The following is a 19449-nucleotide window of genomic DNA, read 5'->3' on the forward strand; positions in this document are numbered from 1 at the left end:
CACGTCGTCGGTCGCGCCATATCGTAACGGGGCAGGCCCGCGGGCCCGGGAAGACCCCCGGATCCGCGCGTCCCCGCGATCCGCGGGCTCCCCCCGGGAGCCGTCACAGCCGGTAGAGCCTGCGGGCGTTGCCGGAGCCGATCATCTGGGCCACCCGGGCGGCGTCGGCGACGCTCCACTCGCCGTCGGCCAGCCGCGCGGCCAGTGCCCCGGCCAGGCCGCGCCGGTAGTGCAGGGCGCCGAGGTGGCAGGTCTCCGCCACGCCGTGGCCGCCGGAGCCGAACACCTGCCGGTGGAACGGCACCGACTCCAGCAGCTCCGCCATCACGGTGGCCGAGCCGGTGGCGCCGCGGGCCGGCGCGGCTCCCACGTCGACGTAGACGTGCGGAAGGGTGCTCGCCAGGTGGGCGGCGCGGCGGTGGAAGGGGTGGCAGCGCAGCAGGACGACGGGCACGCCCATCGGCTGCACGGCCACGACGAAACCGGTGCCCGAGCCGGTGGGCCCGGTGTGGAACTGCAGTGGCCTCCCGTACTCCCTGGCCACGTCCACGGCCGTCCACAGCAGGTGGCGCAGCAGCACCGGGTCGGTGAGGCGCTCCCCGGGACGGGCCAGCCTGCGGGCGGCAGCCGCGATGACCGTCCCCCGGCTCGGCCTGGCCTCGTCGGGGTGCGGGCCGGCGCGGTGGGCGCTGACCGACTTCAGGGCGACGGCGCGGGCGGCGCGGGCGGCGAGGTTCTGGGCGAGGGCGGAGACGTAGGCGACCGCGGAGACCGCGCTCGCGGCGACCTCCTCCTCGGCCCGCTCGATCCGCGCCACCGCGACGGTGCCCGCCCCGCCCGTCCGGCCCATCTCGTCCGGCGGCAGCACCTCGGGCCCGCCGGGGGCTGCGGAGTCGTCGAACAGGAAGGTGGCGATCCCGGCGGCGCCCAGCAGCCGCCGGTTCACCTCGGCGGCTCCCAGCTCGGCCCGGCGGGCCAGGTAGACGGCCGGCGGCACGTGCGGGGGAAGGTCGAGGACGGGCGCGCACCAGCGGCGGACCGCGGCACCGGCCGGGGTGTCGAAGTGCGTGGTGCCGGGGGGCGCCGGGACGCCCGTCTCGGACAGCAGCGTCTCGAACCGGGCCCGGGTCAGGTCGTCGCGGCGCACGCCGTGGCAGCTCTGGTCGACCAGCGGCGCCAGCAGCGCCTCCCGGACGACGTCGGGCAGCTCGACGGGCAGCACGCCGTCCGGCCTCATGCCCGCTCCTCCCCGCCCGCGGCGCGCCGCCGCATCTCGCAGCATCCCGCAGGATCCGCCGGTACGCCCGTCGTCCCCGCCCGGCTCTCGTCCGGGAGAACTCTACGGTCGCCCCGGGTGAGGGCCGGGCGGGGAAGGGACGGGCTGTACGGGTTCTTTACCCGGGCGTGCGGCAGAGCCGCAGGACGTTGGCGATGACCTTCGCCCCGGCGTCCCCCTCGGCGGTGAGGATCGACTCGGGGTGGAACTGCACGGCGAAGCGGCGCCGCTCCACGTCCTCGATCGCCATCACCGCGCCGTCCGGGGTCAGGGCGGTGGCGGTGAAGCCGAGCACACCCGGCTGCTTGGCGTGGACCGAGTGGTAGCGGGCCGCGGTGAACTCCTCGGGGAGCCCGTCGAGCAGCGCGCTGGCGCCCAGCCTGCGCACCCTGCCGCGCTTGCCGTGCTCGGGGTAGGAGAGCAGTTCGAGCTCGCCGCCGGCCTGCTCCACCATGCCCTGCAGGCCGAGGCAGACGCCGAACACCGGAAGGTCGCGCTCGTAGAGCGCGCCGACCAGGCCGGGCAGGCCGAAGTCGGAGGGCCAGCCGGGACCGGGTGAGAGCACCACGAGGGACGGGTCGATCTCGTCGATCATCTCGGCCGGGAAGCCGTGGCGCAGGGTGACGACCTCGGCGCCCTGCTGGCGGAAGTAGTCGGCGAGGGTGTTGACGAAGGAGTCCTCGTGGTCGACGAGCAGCACCTTCATGCCCTCGCCCGGCCTCTCGGCGGCCGGGGCGGGCGCGGCCTGCTCCTGCGGGGCCGCGCCGACCGCCGCCAGGGCGCCGAGCAGGGCGCTGGCCTTGAGCTCGGTCTCGCGCTCCTCGGCCTCGGGGTCGGAGTCGAACAGCAGCGTGGCCCCGGCCCTGACGGTGGCGATCCCGCCGCGGATCTGCGCGGTCCGCAGGGTCAGGCCGGTGTTCATCGAGCCGTCGAACCCGATGTAGCCGACCGCCCCTCCGTACCAGCGGCGGGTGGTGGCCTCGTGGTCCTCGATGAACTGCATCGCCCAGGTCTTGGGCGCGCCGGTGACGGTGACGGCCCACATGTGGGTGAGGAAGGCGTCGAGCGCATCGAATCCGGGCCGCAGCCGGCCCTCGATGTGGTCGACGGTGTGGATCAGGCGGGAGTACATCTCGATCTGGCGGCGGCCGATCACCTGGACCGAGCCGGGCACGCAGATGCGGGACTTGTCGTTGCGGTCCACGTCGGTGCACATGGTCAGCTCCGACTCCTCCTTGACGCTGGACAGGAGGGTGCGGATCGCGTCGGCGTCCTCGACCGGGTTGCCGCCCCGGGCGATGGTGCCGGAGATGGGGCAGGTCTCGACGCGGTCGCCGCTGACCCGGACGTACATCTCCGGGGAGGCGCCGACCAGGTGCTCGCCCTCGCCGAGGTTGAACAGGAACTCGTACGGCGCCGGGTTGACCTTGCGCAGTCCCCGGTAGAAGGCGGCCGGGTCGGCGCAGGGGGCGTGGAAGACCTGGCCGGGGACGACCTCGAACAGGTCACCGCGGGCGAACTTCTCCTTGGCCGCCGCGACGACCTCGGCGTAGGAGCCCTTCACGGGGTCGGCGGGGAGCTCGGACGGCGCCGGGGGCAGCGGCACGACCTCTCCCTCGCGGTCCAGCCCGTGCGTGGAGACGCCGTCCACGGTGAACTCGTAGCGGAACTCCTTGCTGGTCTCCCGCTTCCGGTCGATCACCATGATCCGGTCGGGCAGGTGCAGCACCAGGTCGCGCTGGTCGGCGGCGCGCGGCAGGACCTGCCGGATCGGCTCGAACTGGAAGGCCAGGTCGTAGCCGAAGGAGCCGTACAGCCCGAGGTGCTCGTTCTCGCCGCGGAAGGCGGCGATGACCTCGCGGATCGCGGTGAAGACCGTGGGCCGGCGGCTGCGCATCTCCTCGGGGAGGATCTCCTCGGACTCGGCCACGTGGACCTCGACGTGGTCGGCGGTCGGTTCCTCGACCGGCTTTCCGGCCGCCAGCAGGCAGGAGACGATGGCCGGGAGGACCACCCTGCCGCGGGCGTTCAACGCCCTGGCGGAGATCCTGCGCCCCCGCGCGACGATCTCCAGGCACGGGTCGACGTAGGCGAGATGCCATCTGCTGTAGCGGCCGGGATACTCCATCCCGGAGGAGAGCACGCCGCCACGGCGTTCCCCGAGGGTCGTGACGACGTCCTCGAGCACCGTCTCCGGCACGTCGGACGCGGTGACCTCGACCCCTATGCCGCCGGCGGTGGTATATCGGCTCGTCTCCACTGCGGTATCGCCCCTTTGATCTACTGATGCCCAGAGGGAGCGGACGCAGAAAAGGCCGCCTCTCCGGGCGGCCGTCTGTCTGCTCGCGAAAATGCGAAACCTGCGCCGCCTAGAAGCGGCGCCACCACTGCTGGGTGAGAGGGTGTCGCATGGGGCCAGGGTACCCGCGTCAGCGGTGATCATGCAAGATGGCCGCGCCGTCCCGCGCTCCGGTACCGGACGGGCCCCGGTGCTCCCCGCTCGCGCGCGGGACGCGCCGCGTTAGGGTCGGGGGATGCGCGCGGCCAGGTTGATGTCGTTGGTGCTGCTGCTCCAGGCGCGCGGCCGGATGACCGCGGCGGAGCTCTCCGGGGAGCTGGAGGTCTCCGAGCGGACCGTCCACCGTGACGTGCTGGCCCTGTCGGAGGCGGGCGTGCCGGTCTACGCCGACCGCGGGCGCGGCGGTGGCTACCGGCTGCTGGACGGGTACCGCACCCGTCTGACCGGGCTCGACCGCGCCGAGGCCGAGGCGCTGTTCCTGTCGGGCGTTCCGGAGGCCCTGCGGGAGATGGGGCTGGGCGAGGTGGCCGCCACGGCACGGCTGAAGGCCTCGGCCGCGCTGTCCCCCGGCCTGCGGGACGCCCCCGCGACCGCGGCGCAGCGCTTCCACCTGGACGCCCCGGGCTGGTTCGTGAGCGAGCGGCCCCCGCCCGCGGCACTGGCCCCGCTGGCCAGGGCGGTCTGGGGCGACCATCCGATCACCGCCGTCTACCGGCGTCCCGTACGGGACGGGACGGCCGCACCGGCGACGGCCGCCGGGCGCCCCGAGGCCGACCGGCGGCCCATGGAGCCGTACGGGCTCGTGCTCAAGGCGGGGGTCTGGTACCTGGCGACCCGGTTCGCGATCTACCGGGTGGATCGCTTCGGCGAGATCGAGATCCACTCCGACCGGCGTTTCGAGCGGGACGAGACCTTCGACCTGGCCGCGTTCTGGAGCGAGAGGGCCGCCCGGTTCGCCGGTTCCCTGCTGGCCGAGCGGGTCGTCGTCCGGCTCAGCCCGGCCGGGCACCGCCTGCTCCCGATCTTCGCCGACCCCGCGGCCCTCGGTGAGGCGCTGGCGTCCGCGGGCGAGCCCGACGGGCAGGGGTGGGTCACGATCCGCCTGCCCGTCGAGTCACTGGAGGTCGCCTTCGGCCAGATCCTCCGCTTCGGCCCGGAGGCGGAGGTCCTCGGCCCGCCCGCCCTGCGCGCCCGCTTCGCCGACGCCGCCACCCGCCTGCGCGACCTGTACGGCTGACGGGGCCGTCACGGCCTGCGGTGCCGGGAGGCGGTGGCGGCCGCCGGAGGGCGACGGAGCCGGTGGGGTCGACGGAGCCGGTCAGATCGACGGGGACGGCAGGGCCGGTGGGGCCGGCCCGTGGGGGTGGTCGTCGCTCAGCGGTAGCCGGTCGCGTCGGCGGGCTTGCCCTTGCTCTCCACCTCCTCGATGTAGCGCCAGGCGTCGGGCCTGCTGCCGTCGAGGTCGGTGAAGCCGTACACCTGGGCGAGCTGACCGCTGGACACGGCCTGCCCGGACCAGCGCGTCCGGTCCTCGTCGGTGGCCAGGGCGACGACCGCGCGGCCGGTGTAGGCGGGCGACTCGGAGATCACGAAGTGCGGCTGCGCGACCGTAGCGTCCCGCCAGTTCTCCTCGGTGACGCCGAAGCCCTCCAGCATGCTCTCCGAGCGGAGCCAGCCCGGGGTCAGTGAGACCGCGCCGCAGCCGTGCGGGCGCAGCTCGTGGTCCTGGATGAACGCCAGCCGGTTCACCGAGAGCTTGGCCAGGTCGTAGAAGGCCGAGAGCCGGTAGTTGGCGAGGTTGTACTCCAGGGTGCCGTCGGTCACCTCGACCACCAGGCCACCGGGGTTCTCGATCAGCAGGGGCAGCGCGTGGTGGCTGGTGATCAGGTGGGTGTCGACGGCCAGCCGGAGGATCCGCAGGCCGTCGTCGAGGGAGTGGCTCCAGACGGGGACGTTCCACTCCGTCAACGGGTCCCCGCCCCAGATGTCGTTGACGAGCAGGTCGAGCCTTCCCCGCTCGCTCCTGATCCGCTCCACCAGGGCTCGTACCTGCTCGCTCTCCAGATGGTCCACCTGGACCGCGATGCCCTGCCCGCCCGCGCGGGTGACCAGCTCGGCCGTCTCCTCGATCGTCTCCGGCCGTTTCATCTCCGAGGCCCCCTGCCGGGTGCTCCTGCCGGTGCAGTAGACCGTGGCGCCCGCCGCGCCCAGCTCGACCGCGATCCCCCGGCCCGTCGCCCGCGTCGCCCCCGCGACGAGGGCGACCTTTCCTTCCAGCGTTCTGTTCATGCGGCGAGCCTGGCAGGAAAAGGGGACACCTCTTGTCATGTTTTCGCGGCTCCCGGGGAGGGCGGTTTTCCGGGCTTCCCGGAAGGAGAGGCCGCGGGGAGGGACTCAGGCGTCCGCCAGCACCTTCTCCATCCGGCTCAGGACGTGCGAGCGCCAGCCGCCGTCGAGGATGACGTAGGTGCTCTGCTGGATCGGGTCGTCCGGGTCGAACCCGGCGTGTTCCAGCAGGAGCCGGGTGCCCCGTCCCTCGGCCTCCAGCGTCCAGGTGACCGTGGTGTCGAGCCCTCCGCCGCACCAGGAGATCCGCATCAGCCGCTCCGGTTCGAGGTCCAGGACCTCGCAGTGCACGACGCCGTCGAACCCCCGGTTCGGCCGAGGCTCGGTCCGGAACGTGAACCGGTGGCCGACGACCGGCTTGAAGTCGCCGGGCATCAGCCAGCGCGCCAGCAGGCCGGGGTCGGTGAGCGCGCGCCAGACCTTGCGCGGCGGGTGGGCGAGGTACTGGTCGGTCCTGATCAGTGTGGGGTCAGACATCGCGGTCATCGTCCTCGGTGCTCGAAAGGCCATCGTCGTCCTCGGTGTCCGGGAGGTCGTCGTCCTCGGCGTCCAGGAGGTCGCGAAGGCTGGAGAGTCTCTCCCGCCAGAAGCGCTCGTACGGGGTGAGCCAGGCGGACATCTCCCGCAGCGGCTCGGGGCGCAGGGAGTACAGGCGCTGCCTGCCCGCCCTGCGTTCGACCACCAGGCCCGCGTCCTTGAGCACCTTGAGGTGCTCCGACAGGCTCGGGCGGCGCATGTCGAAGTGCTCGGCCAGTTCCTGGACCGGTTTCGGCCCGTTCTCCAGGAGCAGCCCGAGGAGCCTGCGCCGGGTGGGGCTGGCCACCGCGGCGAACACGTCCGCCTCAGCCACGGGCGGACGCGTCCGCCGCGGTGGCCTGCAGCACGATCCCGTTGCCGTCGGGGTCGTCGAAGGTGACGTAGCGCCCCCACGGCGACCGCTGGATGTCGCCCTCGATGGCCACGCCGCGGTCGCTCAGCGCGGCCACGTCGCCCTCGAGGTCGTCGGTCTCCAGCACCAGGCCCTTGAGGGAGCCGGGCGGCATGGTGTCGAACCAGGTCACGAGCGTGATCGAGGTACGGGCGCCCTTGGGGGCAACCTGCACCCAGCGGCGGTCGGGGCCCATCGGGTTGTCCGAGACGAGGTCGAAGCCGAGCGTGTCGACGTAGAAGCTCTTCGCCCGGTCCTGGTCCGCGACGGGCAGGGAGAGCAGCTGGACATGGGTTATCGTCATGCGCCGACAATAGGTAGGAAATGTCCTACCGGTCAAGTCGCACGGGAGAGGCGGGCCGGACGGGAGCGGGAAGGCAGGGCCCGGCCCCGGCCGGCACGGTCAGCCGGGACCGGCCGCCGCGAGCAGGTCGCGCAGCAGGTCGGCGAGCCGTTCGCGGCTGCGGACCGGGAGCCGGTCGAACAGCTCACGCTGGGCCGCCAGGCCCGCCACCACCGCCTCGTCGGCCACCTCGCGCCCGCGGCCGGTCAGGGTGATCACCAGGGCGCGCCGGTCGTCCGGGTCGGGCGAGCGGGTGACGAGCCCGGCGCGCTCCAGCCGGTCGAGCCGTCCCGTCATGCCGCCCGAGGTCAGCATCAGCGAGGCCGACAGCTCCTTGGGCGAGAGCTGGAAGGGCTCACCCGACCGGCGCAGGGTCGCCAGCACGTCGAACTCCCCGCGGTTGATCCCGAACCGGGCGTACACCTCCTCCTGGAGGTCGCCGGCGATCCGGGCGAGGCGGTTGATGCGGCCGAACACCTCCATCGCCCCGGTCTCCAGCTCCGGGCGCTCGCGCGCCCATTGCGTGACGATGCGGTCGACGTCGTCGCGGGCCGTGTCCCCTGCCATGCCGCCATGTTAGCTTGCCGATAATTAGCTTAGTGATAAGATACTTATTCATGAGAGACATTCGGCCGATCGTCACCAGCGCCGTCGCCCCGGTGGTGTGGGGCACGACGTACCTGGTGACCACGGAGCTGCTGCCGGCCCACCGCCCGCTGCTGGCGGGGGCGGTCAGGGCACTGCCGGCCGGGCTGCTCCTCTGCGCGGCCGTCGCCGTGTTCGCCGGGCGGCTCGCGCTGCCGCGGGGGGCCTGGTGGTGGCGCTCGGCCGTTCTCGGCACCCTGAACATCGGCCTGTTCTTCGCCCTGCTCTTCGTGGCGGCGTACCGGCTGCCCGGCGGGGTCGCGTCCGTGCTGGGCGGCCTGGCCCCCTTCGCGGTCGCAGCCATGGCGTTCCCGCTGCTCGGGGAGCGCCCGGCCCCCCGGGCCATGGTGGCCGCGGTGATCGGGATCATCGGGGTGGCCCTGCTGGTGCTGCGCTCGGCCGTCGTCCTCGACCCGCTCGGGCTGGCCGCCGCCGTCGGCGGGGTGGTCACCATGTCGCTGGGCACCGTCCTGGGCCGGCGCTGGGGCACCCCCGAGGGGTACGCGAACCGGAGCACCGCCCTGCTGGCCCTCACCGGGTGGCAGCTGGCCGCCGGAGGGCTGCTCCTGCTGCCCGCCACGCTCGTCGTCGAGGGCCCCCCGCCCGCCCTGACGGGGACGAACCTCGCCGGTTTCGGCTACCTGTCCGTCGTCGGCACGGCACTGGCGTACTTCCTGTGGTTCCGCGGGGTGACCTCCCTGGCCCCGATCCGGCTCACCCTGCTGGGGCTGCTCAGCCCGGTGGTGGCCGCCGGGCTCGGCTGGGCGGTGCTCGGGCAGGCCCTGTCGGCCGGCCAGCTCGCCGGGGCGGCCGGGGTTCTCGGCGCGGTCCTGCTCGGCGCCTCCGCACGACCGGCGGGGACCAGGCCGGCGGAGGACGTCCGGGTGGACGTCCGAGCGGGAGCCGGCCGCGCGGAGAGTGTACGGCCGGGTGTCGCCGTCGCGGCCGGTGGAGGTAGCGCGGAAGATCGCGATCGGGTGTGGCCTGCGCTTTCGGGGCGCCCGCTCCCGTGTCAAGAGGTGGAATATCCCGCGCGGTGACCGGTAAGAATCCGTCGCCGAATTGCAGGTGCCGTCGGGACAGGTCGCCGTGACGTCAGCAAAGGGCGGAATGTGATGGCTCACCTACCGCTCGTCGCGTGAACCGATCCGCTCGGCGCTCGGTGACCTCAATGAAATGGTCGTGTAATTACGCTGCCGGTCAGCCGAACGGGACGATCCTGTCCGGACGTCCCTTCTCCACTACGAGGAGACCGTGTTGACCACTCCAGACGGTGGCCGGAGCGATCACAGCCCATGGAACTGGCTGCTCATCGTACCGATCATCCTACCTTTGTTGCCGTTCCTGTATAACTCCGATGAACCACGGCTTCTCGGCTTTCCGCTGTTCTACTGGCTCCAGCTCGCCTTCATCCTGATCGGCGTCACCTGCACCACGATCGTTTACCAGATGACGAAGCGGCGGCGGTGACCCGATGGAAGCGCATCTGACTGAGATCATCGTTTTCTCGGCGCTGTTCCTGCTGGTCAGCGGCATGGGTTTCATGGCCGCGCGCTGGCGGCGTCCGAACGACCTGGCCAGCCTCGACGAGTGGGGCCTGGGCGGCCGGAACTTCGGCTCCTGGGTCACCTGGTTCCTGGTCGGCGGCGACCTCTACACCGCCTACACCTTCGTGGCCGTGCCCGCCCTGCTCTGGGGCGCGGGCGCGATGGGCTTCTTCGCGGTGCCGTACACGATCGTGGTCTACCCGATCGTGTTCCTGGTGCTGATCCGTCTCTGGTCGGTCTCGCACGTGCACGGCTTCGTGACCCCGGCCGACTTCGTACGGGCCCGGTTCGGCTCCCCCACGCTGGCGCTGCTGGTGGCGATCACCGGCATCGTGGCGACCATGCCCTACATCGCGCTCCAGCTCGTCGGCATCGAGGCCGTGCTGAAGTCGATGGGCGTGACGGGCCATCTGCCGATCATCATCGCGTTCGCGATCCTGGCCGCGTACACCTACCAGTCGGGCCTGCGTGCCCCGGCGCTGATCGCGTTCGTCAAGGACACGCTGATCTACATCGTGATCCTGGTCGCGATCTTCGCGATCCCCGCCCAGATCGAGGGCGGCTGGTCGGGCATCTTCGACGCCGCCCAGGCCAAGTTCACCGCCAGCCCCGCTCCCGGTGACGGCATCCTGCTCAACGCCAACAACCAGCTCCAGTACGTCACGCTGGCCCTGGGCTCGGCGCTCGCGCTCTTCCTGTACCCGCACAGCATCACCGGTGTGCTCGCGTCCAAGAACCGCGACGTCATCAAGCGGAACATGTCGGCGCTGCCGGCCTACAGCCTGCTGCTCGGCCTGATCGCGCTGCTCGGCCTCATGGCCATCGCGGCCGGCATCACGCCCATCGGCAAGGACAACAACACGATCGTGCCGCAGCTGTTCGACAAGATGTTCCCCGACTGGTTCACCGGCGTCGCGTACGCCGCGATCGGCATCGGCGCACTTGTCCCCGCGGCCATCATGTCCATCGCCGCGGCGAACCTGTTCACCCGCAACATCTACAAGGAGTACCTCAAGCCGGACGCGAGCGACGCCGACGAGGCCCGTGTCTCGAAGATCACCTCGCTGCTCGTCAAGGTCGGCGCGGTGCTGTGCATCCTGTTCCTGGACACCGGCTTCTCCATCGACCTGCAGCTCATCGGTGGTGTCATCATCCTGCAGACGCTTCCGTCGGTGGCGCTCGGCCTCTACACCCGCTGGTTCCACCGCATCGGCCTGATCGCCGGATGGGCCGCGGGCATGGGGGCCGGGATGCTCATGCTCTACAACATCGGCAACCCGGTCACCGGCAAGCTGCACTTCGCCGGGTCCGCGTTCCCGCTGGAGAAGCTGGGCCTGGACACCAAGATGACGATCTACGCGGGCATCGTCGCGCTGGCGGTCAACCTGGCCGTCGCCGCGATCGGCACGCTCATCGCGCGCGCCGCCAAGGCGCACGACGGGGACGACACCACCAAGCCCGACCACTACTTCGCCGACGAGGGCGACCCCAGGATCAAGGACCTGGATCTCGCTCCCCACTGACGGCCTCTCCCGGGGCTCGCGCCACTGGCGCGGCCTCTTCCGGGGCTCGCCATTGACCGCGGCCTTCCGGGGTTCGCGTCCGGAACCTGGGGCCCCTGCGCCCGGGGCCTCAGGTTCCTGTACCCGCGACCCCAGGGCTTCTACCAGGTACCCCATCACACGGGGCCTTCCTGCCGTCTCTCCGCGGCGAGGAGGCCCCGTGCCGGTTCACGGGAGCCGTTCCCTCCTCCGCTCCACCGCGATGTTCCCTTCCGGTCCGCGGGCTTGTACCGTCAGGACCTCGACGGTGCGGGGGTACGGGAAGGGGACATCGGATGCGTGCGGCCCTTCTGGGCGCGATCTCACTCGTGATCGCGGTGACCGCCTGCTCCCCTTCCACCCGTACGACCACGACCGCCGCCCCCGGCACGCCACAGCCCTCCGGCACGCCACGCTCCCCCTCGGCCGGCTCGCCCGGAGCGGCTCCCGAGGTCCAGGCCATGGCGGACGACCTGGTGTCGGCCGGGTCCCCCGGAGCCGTCGTGCACGTCCGTGACGACGGAAGGATCCGGGAGGCCGCCGCCGGGTTCGCCGACCTCGCGACGAGGACTCCCATGCGGGTCGATCACCGATTCCGGATCGCGAGCGTCACCAAGACCTTCACCGCCGCGATCGTGCTGCAGCTGGTACGCGAGCGGCGGCTGACTCTCGGCGACACGCTCGGAAAGCTCCTCCCCGGTGTCCTTCCCGGCGCGGACGGGGTGACCGTCGAGCAGCTGCTCACCCACACCAGCGGAATACCGGACTACCTCACCGACTCGCGCTTCACGGACGCCGTCGTGGACCGTGGCCTGCACACCCGTGACTGGCCGCCAAGCGAGCTGCTCGGCTACGGCGGAAAGCCCGGCAAGAGGGGCGTCAACCGCTACTCCAACAGCAACTTCATCCTTCTCGGCCTGGTCATAGAGAAGGTCACCGGCAAGAGCTACTCCGAGGCGCTGTCCGAGCGCATCACCGGCCCCCTGCGGCTGCGTGACACCGAGCTCCCCCGGGAGCTTCTGCCACAGAGACTCGCCCGGGGCAGGCAGGGCGACGGCCCCGGGTCGACGACCGTGAGCTCCTCCATCTTCTGGGCCGCGGGAGGGCTGGTGTCGACCACCCGGGACGTGGGCGCCCTCTACGAGGCCATCTTCAGAACAGGCTCCGGTAAGGGTGCGGGCTCTTCCTCCGGCACACGGACGCGGCCCCCCGGCAAGGGGACGGTCGAAGTGGCTGCACCGGGACGCCTGCCTGAAGGAGCCGACTTCAAGCGCGCGGGCGGGATGGGCGTGTACGCCGACAAGCTGACCTGCGGCACCCAGGTGTGGAACCACTCCGGGCTGATCTACGGGTACTCCGGGATCGCGATGACCAGCGAGGACGGCCGCCGGCAGGTGGTGATCCAGCTCAACTCCCCGGCGGTGGGACAGGCCATCGCCGCAGCGGGAAGACTCATGTGCCGGTGACCGGCGCCGGTTCCTGACATCGATTCAATCGGCGTCCCTGGTGCCTTCTGGTGCCGCCGACGGATGAAAGACCTGACGGCTGACAGCACGCCAGAAGCTCGCAGGAGAAGAGCCACACCGGGGCCAGAAGAATCACCCCGGAAAGGTTACTCGGGGGAAATGAAGCAACCTGGAAATACGAAGGCCCCCACCAACGGTGGGGGCCTTCAAAAGATTGTCCGGCGGTGACCTACTCTCCCACACCGTCCCCGGTGCAGTACCATCGGCGCTGAAGAGCTTAACTTCCGGGTTCGGAATGTAACCGGGTGTTTCCCCTTCGCCATAACCGCCGTAACCCTATGAAACACACAAACACTGTTTGCTGTCTCAGAATTGCATAGTGGACGCGAGCAATACCTTGGTCTGGCGCTGCTCCGGACCCGGCGAAGGGACAGAGCGCTGCACAGACCAAGCCATGTTGCTTTGTGGTCAAGTCCTCGGCCTATTAGTACTGGTCAGCTCCACACATTACTGCGCTTCCACTTCCAGCCTATCAACCCGGTCGTCTCCCGGGAGCCTTACCCACTCTCGTGGTGGGAGACCTCATCTCAAGGCGAGCTTCCCGCTTAGATGCTTTCAGCGGTTATCCCTTCCGAACGTAGCCAACCAGCCGTGCTCCTGGCGGAACAACTGGCACACCAGAGGTTCGTCCGTCCCGGTCCTCTCGTACTAGGGACAGCTCCTTTCAAGTCTCCTGCGCGCGCAGCGGATAGGGACCGAACTGTCTCGCGACGTTCTAAACCCAGCTCGCGTACCGCTTTAATGGGCGAACAGCCCAACCCTTGGGACCTACTCCAGCCCCAGGATGCGACGAGCCGACATCGAGGTGCCAAACCATCCCGTCGATATGGACTCTTGGGGAAGATCAGCCTGTTATCCCCGGGGTACCTTTTAGCCGTTGAGCGACGGCGCTTCCACATGCCACCGCCGGATCACTAGTCCCAGCTTTCGCTCCTGCTCGACCCGTCGGTCTCACAGTCAAGCTCCCTTGTGCACTTACACTCGACACCTGATTGCCAACCAGGCTGAGGGAACCTTTGGGCGCCTCCGTTACTCTTTAGGAGGCAACCGCCCCAGTTAAACTACCCACCAGACACTGTCCCTGATCCGGATCACGGACCGAAGTTAGACGTTCAAAACGACCAGAGTGGTATTTCACCAATGACTCCACCACCACTAGCGTGACAGCTTCACAGTCTCCCACCTATCCTACACAAGACGTTCCAAACGCCAATGTCAAGCTATAGTGAAGGTCCCGGGGTCTTTCCGTCCTGCTGCGCGTAACGAGCATCTTTACTCGTAGTGCAATTTCGCCGGGTCTGCGGTTGAGACAGCGGGGAAGTCGTTACGCCATTCGTGCAGGTCGGAACTTACCCGACAAGGAATTTCGCTACCTTAGGATGGTTATAGTTACCACCGCCGTTTACTGGCGCTTAAGTTCTCAGCTTCGCTGCTCCGAAGAACAACTAACCGGTCCCCTTAACGTTCCAGCACCGGGCAGGCGTCAGTCCGTATACATCGTCTTACGACTTCGCACGGACCTGTGTTTTTAGTAAACAGTCGCTTCCCCCTGGCCTCTGCGACCCCCACCAGCTCACACAGCAAGTGTGATCACCAGCGAAGGCCCCCCTTCTCCCGAAGTTACGGGGGCAATTTGCCGAGTTCCTTAACCACAGTTCACCCGATCGCCTTAGTATTCTCTACCTGACCACCTGAGTCGGTTTAGGGTACGGGCCGCCACGACACTCACTAGAGGCTTTTCTCGGCAGCATAGGATCACCCACTTCGCCACAATCGGCTCGGCATCACATCTCAGACTTAATGCGTTGCGGATTTGCCTACAACACGTCCTACATGCTTACCCCAGGACAACCATCGCCTGGGCTGGGCTACCTTCCTGCGTCACCCCATCGCTTACCTACTACCAGTTCAGGCCAGGCGTTCAGCCTCACCCCAAGCCCGAAGGCCAACAGGGGACTTAAGGACCCTTAGTATCACTGGATTCAGTATTGGCGCATCGTAGCGGGTACGGGAATATCAACCCGTTGTCCATCGACTACGCCTGTCGGCCTCGCCTTAGGTCCCGACTTACCCTGGGCGGATTAGCCTGCCCCAGGAACCCTTGGTCATCCGGCGCAGAAGTTTCTCACTTCTGATTCGCTACTCATGCCTGCATTCTCACTCGCACGGCCTCCACAGCTGGATCACTCCGCTGCTTCCCCGGCCGCACGACGCTCCCCTACCCATCCACACACCTAGACAGACAAGCTGCCAGACTAAAAGTGTGAATGCCACGACTTCGGCGGTGTACTTGAGCCCCGCTACATTGTCGGCGCGGAATCACTTGACCAGTGAGCTATTACGCACTCTTTCAAGGGTGGCTGCTTCTAAGCCAACCTCCTGGTTGTCACTGCGACTCCACATCCTTTCCCACTTAGCACACGCTTAGGGGCCTTAGTCGGTGGTCTGGGCTGTTTCCCTCTCGACTACGGAGCTTATCCCCCGCAGTCTCACTGCCACGCTCTCACTTACCGGCATTCGGAGTTTGGCTGACGTCAGTAACCTTGTCGGGCCCATTAGCCATCCAGTGCTCTACCTCCGGCAAGAAACACGCGACGCTGCACCTAAATGCATTTCGGGGAGAACCAGCTATCACGGAGTTTGATTGGCCTTTCACCCCTAAACACAGGTCATCCCCCAGGTTTTCAACCCTGGTGGGTTCGGTCCTCCACGCGGTCTTACCCGCGCTTCAACCTGCCCATGCCTAGATCACTCCGCTTCGGGTCTACAGCATGCGACTCAAACGCCCTCTTCAGACTCGCTTTCGCTACGGCTCCCCCACACGGGTTAACCTCGCCACACACCATAACTCGCAGGCTCATTCTTCAAAAGGCACGCAGTCACATCACAAACACTCCGAAAAGTGTTTACGCTCCTACGGCTTGTAGGCACACGGTTTCAGGTACTATTTCACGACCCCTCACCGGGGCGCTTTTCACCTTTCCCTCACGGTACTTGTTCACTATCGGTCATCAGGGAGTATTTAGGCTTACCAGGTGGTCCTGGCAGATTCACACAGGATTTCTCGGGCCCCGTGCTACTTGGGATCCCCTCCAACAGTCCAACCAATTTCGCCTACCCGACTCTCACGGTCTACGGCGCCACTTCCCAGAAGCTTCGACTATCGGAAGGATTTCTTACTGTTCACGGTCTCGGCAGAAACCGTAAGAGGGTCCCACAACCCCGTAAACGCAACGCCTGCCGGCTATCACACGCCTACGGTTTAGCCTGATCCGCTTTCGCTCACCACTACTCACGGAATCACTATTTGTTTTCTCTTCCTACGGGTACTGAGATGTTTCACTTCCCCGCGTTACCACCAACCGCCCTATACATTCAGGCGGAGGCAACACCACATGACTGGTGCTAGGTTTCCCCATTCGGACATCCCCGGATCAAAGTCTGGTTGGCGACTCCCCGGGGCTTAACGCAGCCTCCCACGTCCTTCATCGGCTCCTGATGCCAAGGCATCCACCGTGTGCCCTAAAAAACTTGGCCACAAAGATGCTCGCGTCCACTATGCAAATCTCAAACAACAAACAGCAACCTCTCGAACCTGCCACCAACACCCCTCACGACACGCGTGACGAGCTGGTCTGGCAGATGATCGGTCCTGCATGAGGGTCAAACAGACAGCAAGCCCGCCTCAGCGGGCCAGCCTTGGTGTCCGTTTCCTCAGGACCCAACAGTGTGTTCAACCCAGGACGACCCCCGACTCTCACGCTCCCACTCCCTTAGCGAACCAAGGGGCGGTACTAGCAAGATCCGGCCGATCAGGCCCGGTTGAGTAGCCAGTGCTCCACTAATGAGCGCGCCGAGCGTGAGACGTTCGCTCACGAACACGACATGGACCCCCACGATCCCCGAAGGGATCGGTGAAGGGCCGGTGCTCCTTAGAAAGGAGGTGATCCAGCCGCACCTTCCGGTACGGCTACCTTGTTACGACTTCGTCCCAATCGCCAGCCCCACCTTCGACCGCTCCCCCCAGACAAGCTGGTTGGGCCACGGGCTTCGGGTGTTGCCGACTTTCGTGACGTGACGGGCGGTGTGTACAAGGCCCGGGAACGTATTCACCGCAGCGTTGCTGATCTGCGATTACTAGCGACTCCGACTTCATGGGGTCGAGTTGCAGACCCCAATCCGAACTGAGACCGGCTTTTAGGGATTCGCTCCACCTTGCGGTATCGCAACCCTCTGTACCGGCCATTGTAGCATGTTTGCAGCCCAAGACATAAGGGGCATGATGACTTGACGTCGTCCCCACCTTCCTCCGAGTTGACCCCGGCAGTCTCCAATGAGTCCCCAACCACCCCGAAGGATGTTGCTGGCAACATTGAACAAGGGTTGCGCTCGTTGCGGGACTTAACCCAACATCTCACGACACGAGCTGACGACAGCCATGCACCACCTGTCACCCAGTCCGAAGAGGGCTCCATCTCTGAAGCTTTCCGGGCGATGTCAAGCCTTGGTAAGGTTCTTCGCGTTGCGTCGAATTAAGCAACATGCTCCGCCGCTTGTGCGGGCCCCCGTCAATTCCTTTGAGTTTTAGCCTTGCGGCCGTACTCCCCAGGCGGGGCGCTTAATGCGTTAGCTACGGCGCGGAAACCGTGGAAGGTCCCCACACCTAGCGCCCAACGTTTACAGCGTGGACTACCAGGGTATCTAATCCTGTTCGCTCCCCACGCTTTCGCTCCTCAGCGTCAGGTAAGGCCCAGAGAACCGCCTTCGCCACCGGTGTTCCTCCTGATATCTGCGCATTTCACCGCTACACCAGGAATTCCGTTCTCCCCTACCTACCTCTAGCCAGCCCGTATCGAATGCAGACCTGGAGTTAAGCCCCAAGCTTTCACACCCGACGTGACAAGCCACCTACGAGCTCTTTACGCCCAATAATTCCGGACAACGCTTGCGCCCTACGTATTACCGCGGCTGCTGGCACGTAGTTAGCCGGCGCTTCTTCTGCAGGTACACGTCAACTTCGTCCCTGCTGAAAGAGGTTTACAACCCGAAGGCCGTCATCCCCCACGCGGCGTCGCTGCGTCAGGCTTTCGCCCATTGCGCAATATTCCCCACTGCTGCCTCCCGTAGGAGTCTGGGCCGTGTCTCAGTCCCAGTGTGGCCGGTCGCCCTCTCAGGCCGGCTACCCGTCGTCGCCTTGGTAGGCCATTACCCCACCAACAAGCTGATAGGCCGCGAGTCCATCCCCAACCGAAAAAACTTTCCACACACCATCGATGCCGACATGTGTCATATCCGGTATTAGACCCAGTTTCCCGGGCTTATCCCAGAGTCAGGGGCAGGTTACTCACGTGTTACTCACCCGTTCGCCGCTCGAGTACCCCGAAGGGCCTTTCCGCTCGACTTGCATGTGTTAAGCACGCCGCCAGCGTTCGTCCTGAGCCAGGATCAAACTCTCCAAACAATGTCTGAACAGTCCTTACCCGGCTGAAAGCCCACCACCATCCCCGACCACAAGGCCCGGGAACGCGATGGATGTTCAACCAAAGGAATCCGTCCCCCACCCCGCAAAGGAGTGGTTAGGACAGGGTTGTGCTTCATGCACTGGCTTTTAACACACTGTTGAGTTCTCAAGAAACGGACGCGTACACCCGGCCACCCGGACCCGTTCGGGCCGACCGCCAGGGGCGTTCCATTTCGTACTACCATTCTAGTGAATCCGCGTGATTCGTGTCAAACTGTCGGTTTTCCCGACCCTCGACCCGAACCCGTCGCAACCGCTAGGATGTCGACCGCCCTGCTTCCAGGGCAACCCCTCTAACTTACTCCAACATCCGGTCGATGTCCAACCGGTCTCCGTCGTGACGCGAACGCCCCGACGAAGGGAGATGATCAGAGGGATGGTCCCGAAGTGCTGGTGATCTTCACCGGCTCCCTCGGGCCTGTGAACTCTATGTACGACGCCGGGGTCCGTCAAATCGAAGTGCGCTCCCTGCGCGGACGTGTTTTCCGCCTGCTGGGTAGAGATCGAACATGACGGACCAAAGAGTGTTGCCCAGGGCACTCGTCGTGCTTCTCTGCACCGCAGGCGCGGTGGTCACCCTGGCGGGAATCCGGGAGGTCGGATCGATCGTCGGGCCGGTGCTGCTCGCACTCGTCCTGGTCCTGGCGGTCTCCCCGGTCAGAACCTGGCTCCGCGGGCGCGGGGCCCCGGGATGGACGCTGGTCGCGGCCCCGCTGGTGCTGGTCCTGCTGATCCTGCTCGGCATGATGGCCATCCTCATCCTGGCGGTCGCGCAGCTCGCGGGGCTCGCGCCCACGTACCAGAAACAGTTCGGCGAGCTCGTCGTGCAGGCGCAGCAGTTCGCGGCCGGGCTGGGGATCGGCACCGATCAGATGAACCAGGCGATCAAGTCGTTCGATCCCGGCAAGATCTTCGCGCTCGCCCAGGGGTTCGTCAGCGGCCTGCTGGGGGCGTTCTCCGGTCTGATCCTCATCGTCGTCCTGGTCCTGGCCATGTGCCTGGACGCGCGGGCCTTCTCCGGGGTGCTGAAGGCGGGAGCGGCGCGCAGGCCCCTGCTGATCGAGGCGCTCCGGAACTTCGCCCGCAAGACCCGCCGCTACCTCCTGGTCTCGACGGTGTTCGGGCTGATCTGCGCGGTACTGGACGTGGGCGCCCTGTGGTTCCTCGGTGTGCCGCTCCCGCTCCTCTGGGGCGTGCTGGCGTTGATCACGAACTACATCCCCAACGTCGGTTTCGTGCTGGGACTGGTCCCTCCCGCGTTGCTCGCCCTCCTGGAGGGCGGGATCAAGACCATGATCTTCGTGATCGCGGCCTACATGGTGATCAACTTCGTGGTGCAGTCGCTGATCCAGCCCAAGTTCCTCGGGGACGCCGTCGGCCTGTCCACCACGGTGACCCTGCTGTCCCTCATCCTGTGGGCGTTCCTGCTCGGCCCGCTGGGCGCGCTGCTGGCCATCCCGCTCAGCCTGCTGGTCCG

Annotated in this window: 13 protein-coding genes and 3 rRNA genes; 6 read left to right on the top strand and 10 right to left on the bottom strand. The window is 67.3% G+C overall.

Annotated features, from left to right (window positions below):
* Positions 1-103: 103 nt before the first annotated feature.
* On the bottom strand, positions 104-1237 hold the full coding sequence (locus ABD832_RS41885; protein ID WP_344908586.1) for an amidohydrolase family protein: 1134 nt from the start codon (positions 1235-1237) through the stop codon (positions 104-106).
* Between the two features lie 157 nt (positions 1238-1394).
* Entirely contained in the window at positions 1395-3536 is a 2142-nt protein-coding gene (locus ABD832_RS41890) for an anthranilate synthase component I (protein ID WP_344908588.1), read from the bottom strand.
* Positions 3537-3810: 274 nt separating this feature from the next.
* Between ABD832_RS41890 and ABD832_RS41895 the strand changes: the two genes are divergently transcribed.
* Positions 3811-4812 carry a helix-turn-helix transcriptional regulator gene (locus tag ABD832_RS41895; protein ID WP_344908591.1) on the top strand — a complete coding sequence of 334 codons (1002 nt, stop codon included), beginning with the start codon at positions 3811-3813 and terminating at the stop codon, positions 4810-4812.
* A 137-nt stretch (positions 4813-4949) separates the two neighbouring features.
* On the opposite strand, the gene ABD832_RS41900 is transcribed toward ABD832_RS41895, so the two are convergent.
* The 5 genes from ABD832_RS41900 to ABD832_RS41920 form a co-directional block, all read right to left on the bottom strand.
* Entirely contained in the window at positions 4950-5864 is a 915-nt protein-coding gene (locus ABD832_RS41900; protein WP_344908593.1) for an SDR family oxidoreductase, read from the bottom strand.
* A gap of 105 nt (positions 5865-5969) precedes the next feature.
* Positions 5970-6398, bottom strand: coding sequence for an SRPBCC family protein (locus ABD832_RS41905; RefSeq protein ID WP_344908596.1), 429 nt, complete (start codon positions 6396-6398; stop codon positions 5970-5972).
* Positions 6391-6771: an ArsR/SmtB family transcription factor gene (locus ABD832_RS41910; protein ID WP_344908598.1), complete on the bottom strand. Its 381-nt coding sequence runs from the start codon at positions 6769-6771 to the stop codon at positions 6391-6393. The genes ABD832_RS41905 and ABD832_RS41910 overlap by 8 nt, the downstream gene beginning before the upstream one ends.
* A complete protein-coding gene (locus ABD832_RS41915) occupies positions 6764-7153 on the bottom strand; it encodes a VOC family protein (RefSeq protein WP_344908600.1) in 390 nt (129 codons plus the stop codon). The genes ABD832_RS41910 and ABD832_RS41915 overlap by 8 nt, the downstream gene beginning before the upstream one ends.
* Before the next feature lie 99 nt (positions 7154-7252).
* On the bottom strand, positions 7253-7759 hold the full coding sequence (locus ABD832_RS41920; protein ID WP_344908602.1) for a MarR family winged helix-turn-helix transcriptional regulator: 507 nt from the start codon (positions 7757-7759) through the stop codon (positions 7253-7255).
* Between the two features lie 50 nt (positions 7760-7809).
* Here ABD832_RS41920 and ABD832_RS41925 point away from each other — a divergent pair, with 50 nt between their 5' ends.
* The 4 genes from ABD832_RS41925 to ABD832_RS41940 all read left to right on the top strand — a co-directional run bounded on the left by ABD832_RS41925 (position 7810) and on the right by ABD832_RS41940 (position 12391).
* Positions 7810-8877 (top strand): EamA family transporter, encoded by a 1068-nt coding sequence (locus ABD832_RS41925; RefSeq protein WP_344908604.1) that lies wholly within the window; start codon positions 7810-7812, stop codon positions 8875-8877.
* 217 nt (positions 8878-9094) lie between these two features.
* On the top strand, positions 9095-9307 hold the full coding sequence (locus ABD832_RS41930) for a DUF3311 domain-containing protein (RefSeq protein ID WP_344908606.1): 213 nt from the start codon (positions 9095-9097) through the stop codon (positions 9305-9307).
* Between the two features lie 4 nt (positions 9308-9311).
* A complete protein-coding gene (gene mctP / locus ABD832_RS41935; protein WP_344908608.1) occupies positions 9312-10907 on the top strand; it encodes a monocarboxylate uptake permease MctP in 1596 nt (531 codons plus the stop codon).
* A gap of 314 nt (positions 10908-11221) precedes the next feature.
* On the top strand, positions 11222-12391 hold the full coding sequence (locus ABD832_RS41940) for a serine hydrolase domain-containing protein (RefSeq protein ID WP_344908610.1): 1170 nt from the start codon (positions 11222-11224) through the stop codon (positions 12389-12391).
* A gap of 216 nt (positions 12392-12607) precedes the next feature.
* On the opposite strand, the gene rrf is transcribed toward ABD832_RS41940, so the two are convergent.
* The 3 genes from rrf to ABD832_RS41955 all read right to left on the bottom strand — a co-directional run bounded on the left by rrf (position 12608) and on the right by ABD832_RS41955 (position 17912).
* Positions 12608-12724: ribosomal RNA gene (gene rrf / locus ABD832_RS41945) — 5S ribosomal RNA — on the bottom strand.
* 131 nt (positions 12725-12855) lie between these two features.
* Positions 12856-15988 (bottom strand): 23S ribosomal RNA (locus tag ABD832_RS41950).
* Positions 15989-16387: 399 nt separating this feature from the next.
* Positions 16388-17912, bottom strand: a 16S ribosomal RNA gene (locus tag ABD832_RS41955).
* Together the 16S, 23S and 5S rRNA genes form the textbook arrangement of a ribosomal RNA operon.
* Positions 17913-18481: 569 nt before the next feature.
* Here ABD832_RS41955 and ABD832_RS41960 point away from each other — a divergent pair.
* Positions 18482-19449 (top strand): AI-2E family transporter (locus tag ABD832_RS41960; protein WP_344908612.1); only part of this gene is annotated, 968 nt, incomplete at its 3' end.

It is taken from the genome of Streptosporangium longisporum, from assembly GCF_039534895.1.
In the GTDB taxonomy this organism is placed as follows: domain Bacteria; phylum Actinomycetota; class Actinomycetes; order Streptosporangiales; family Streptosporangiaceae; genus Streptosporangium; species Streptosporangium longisporum.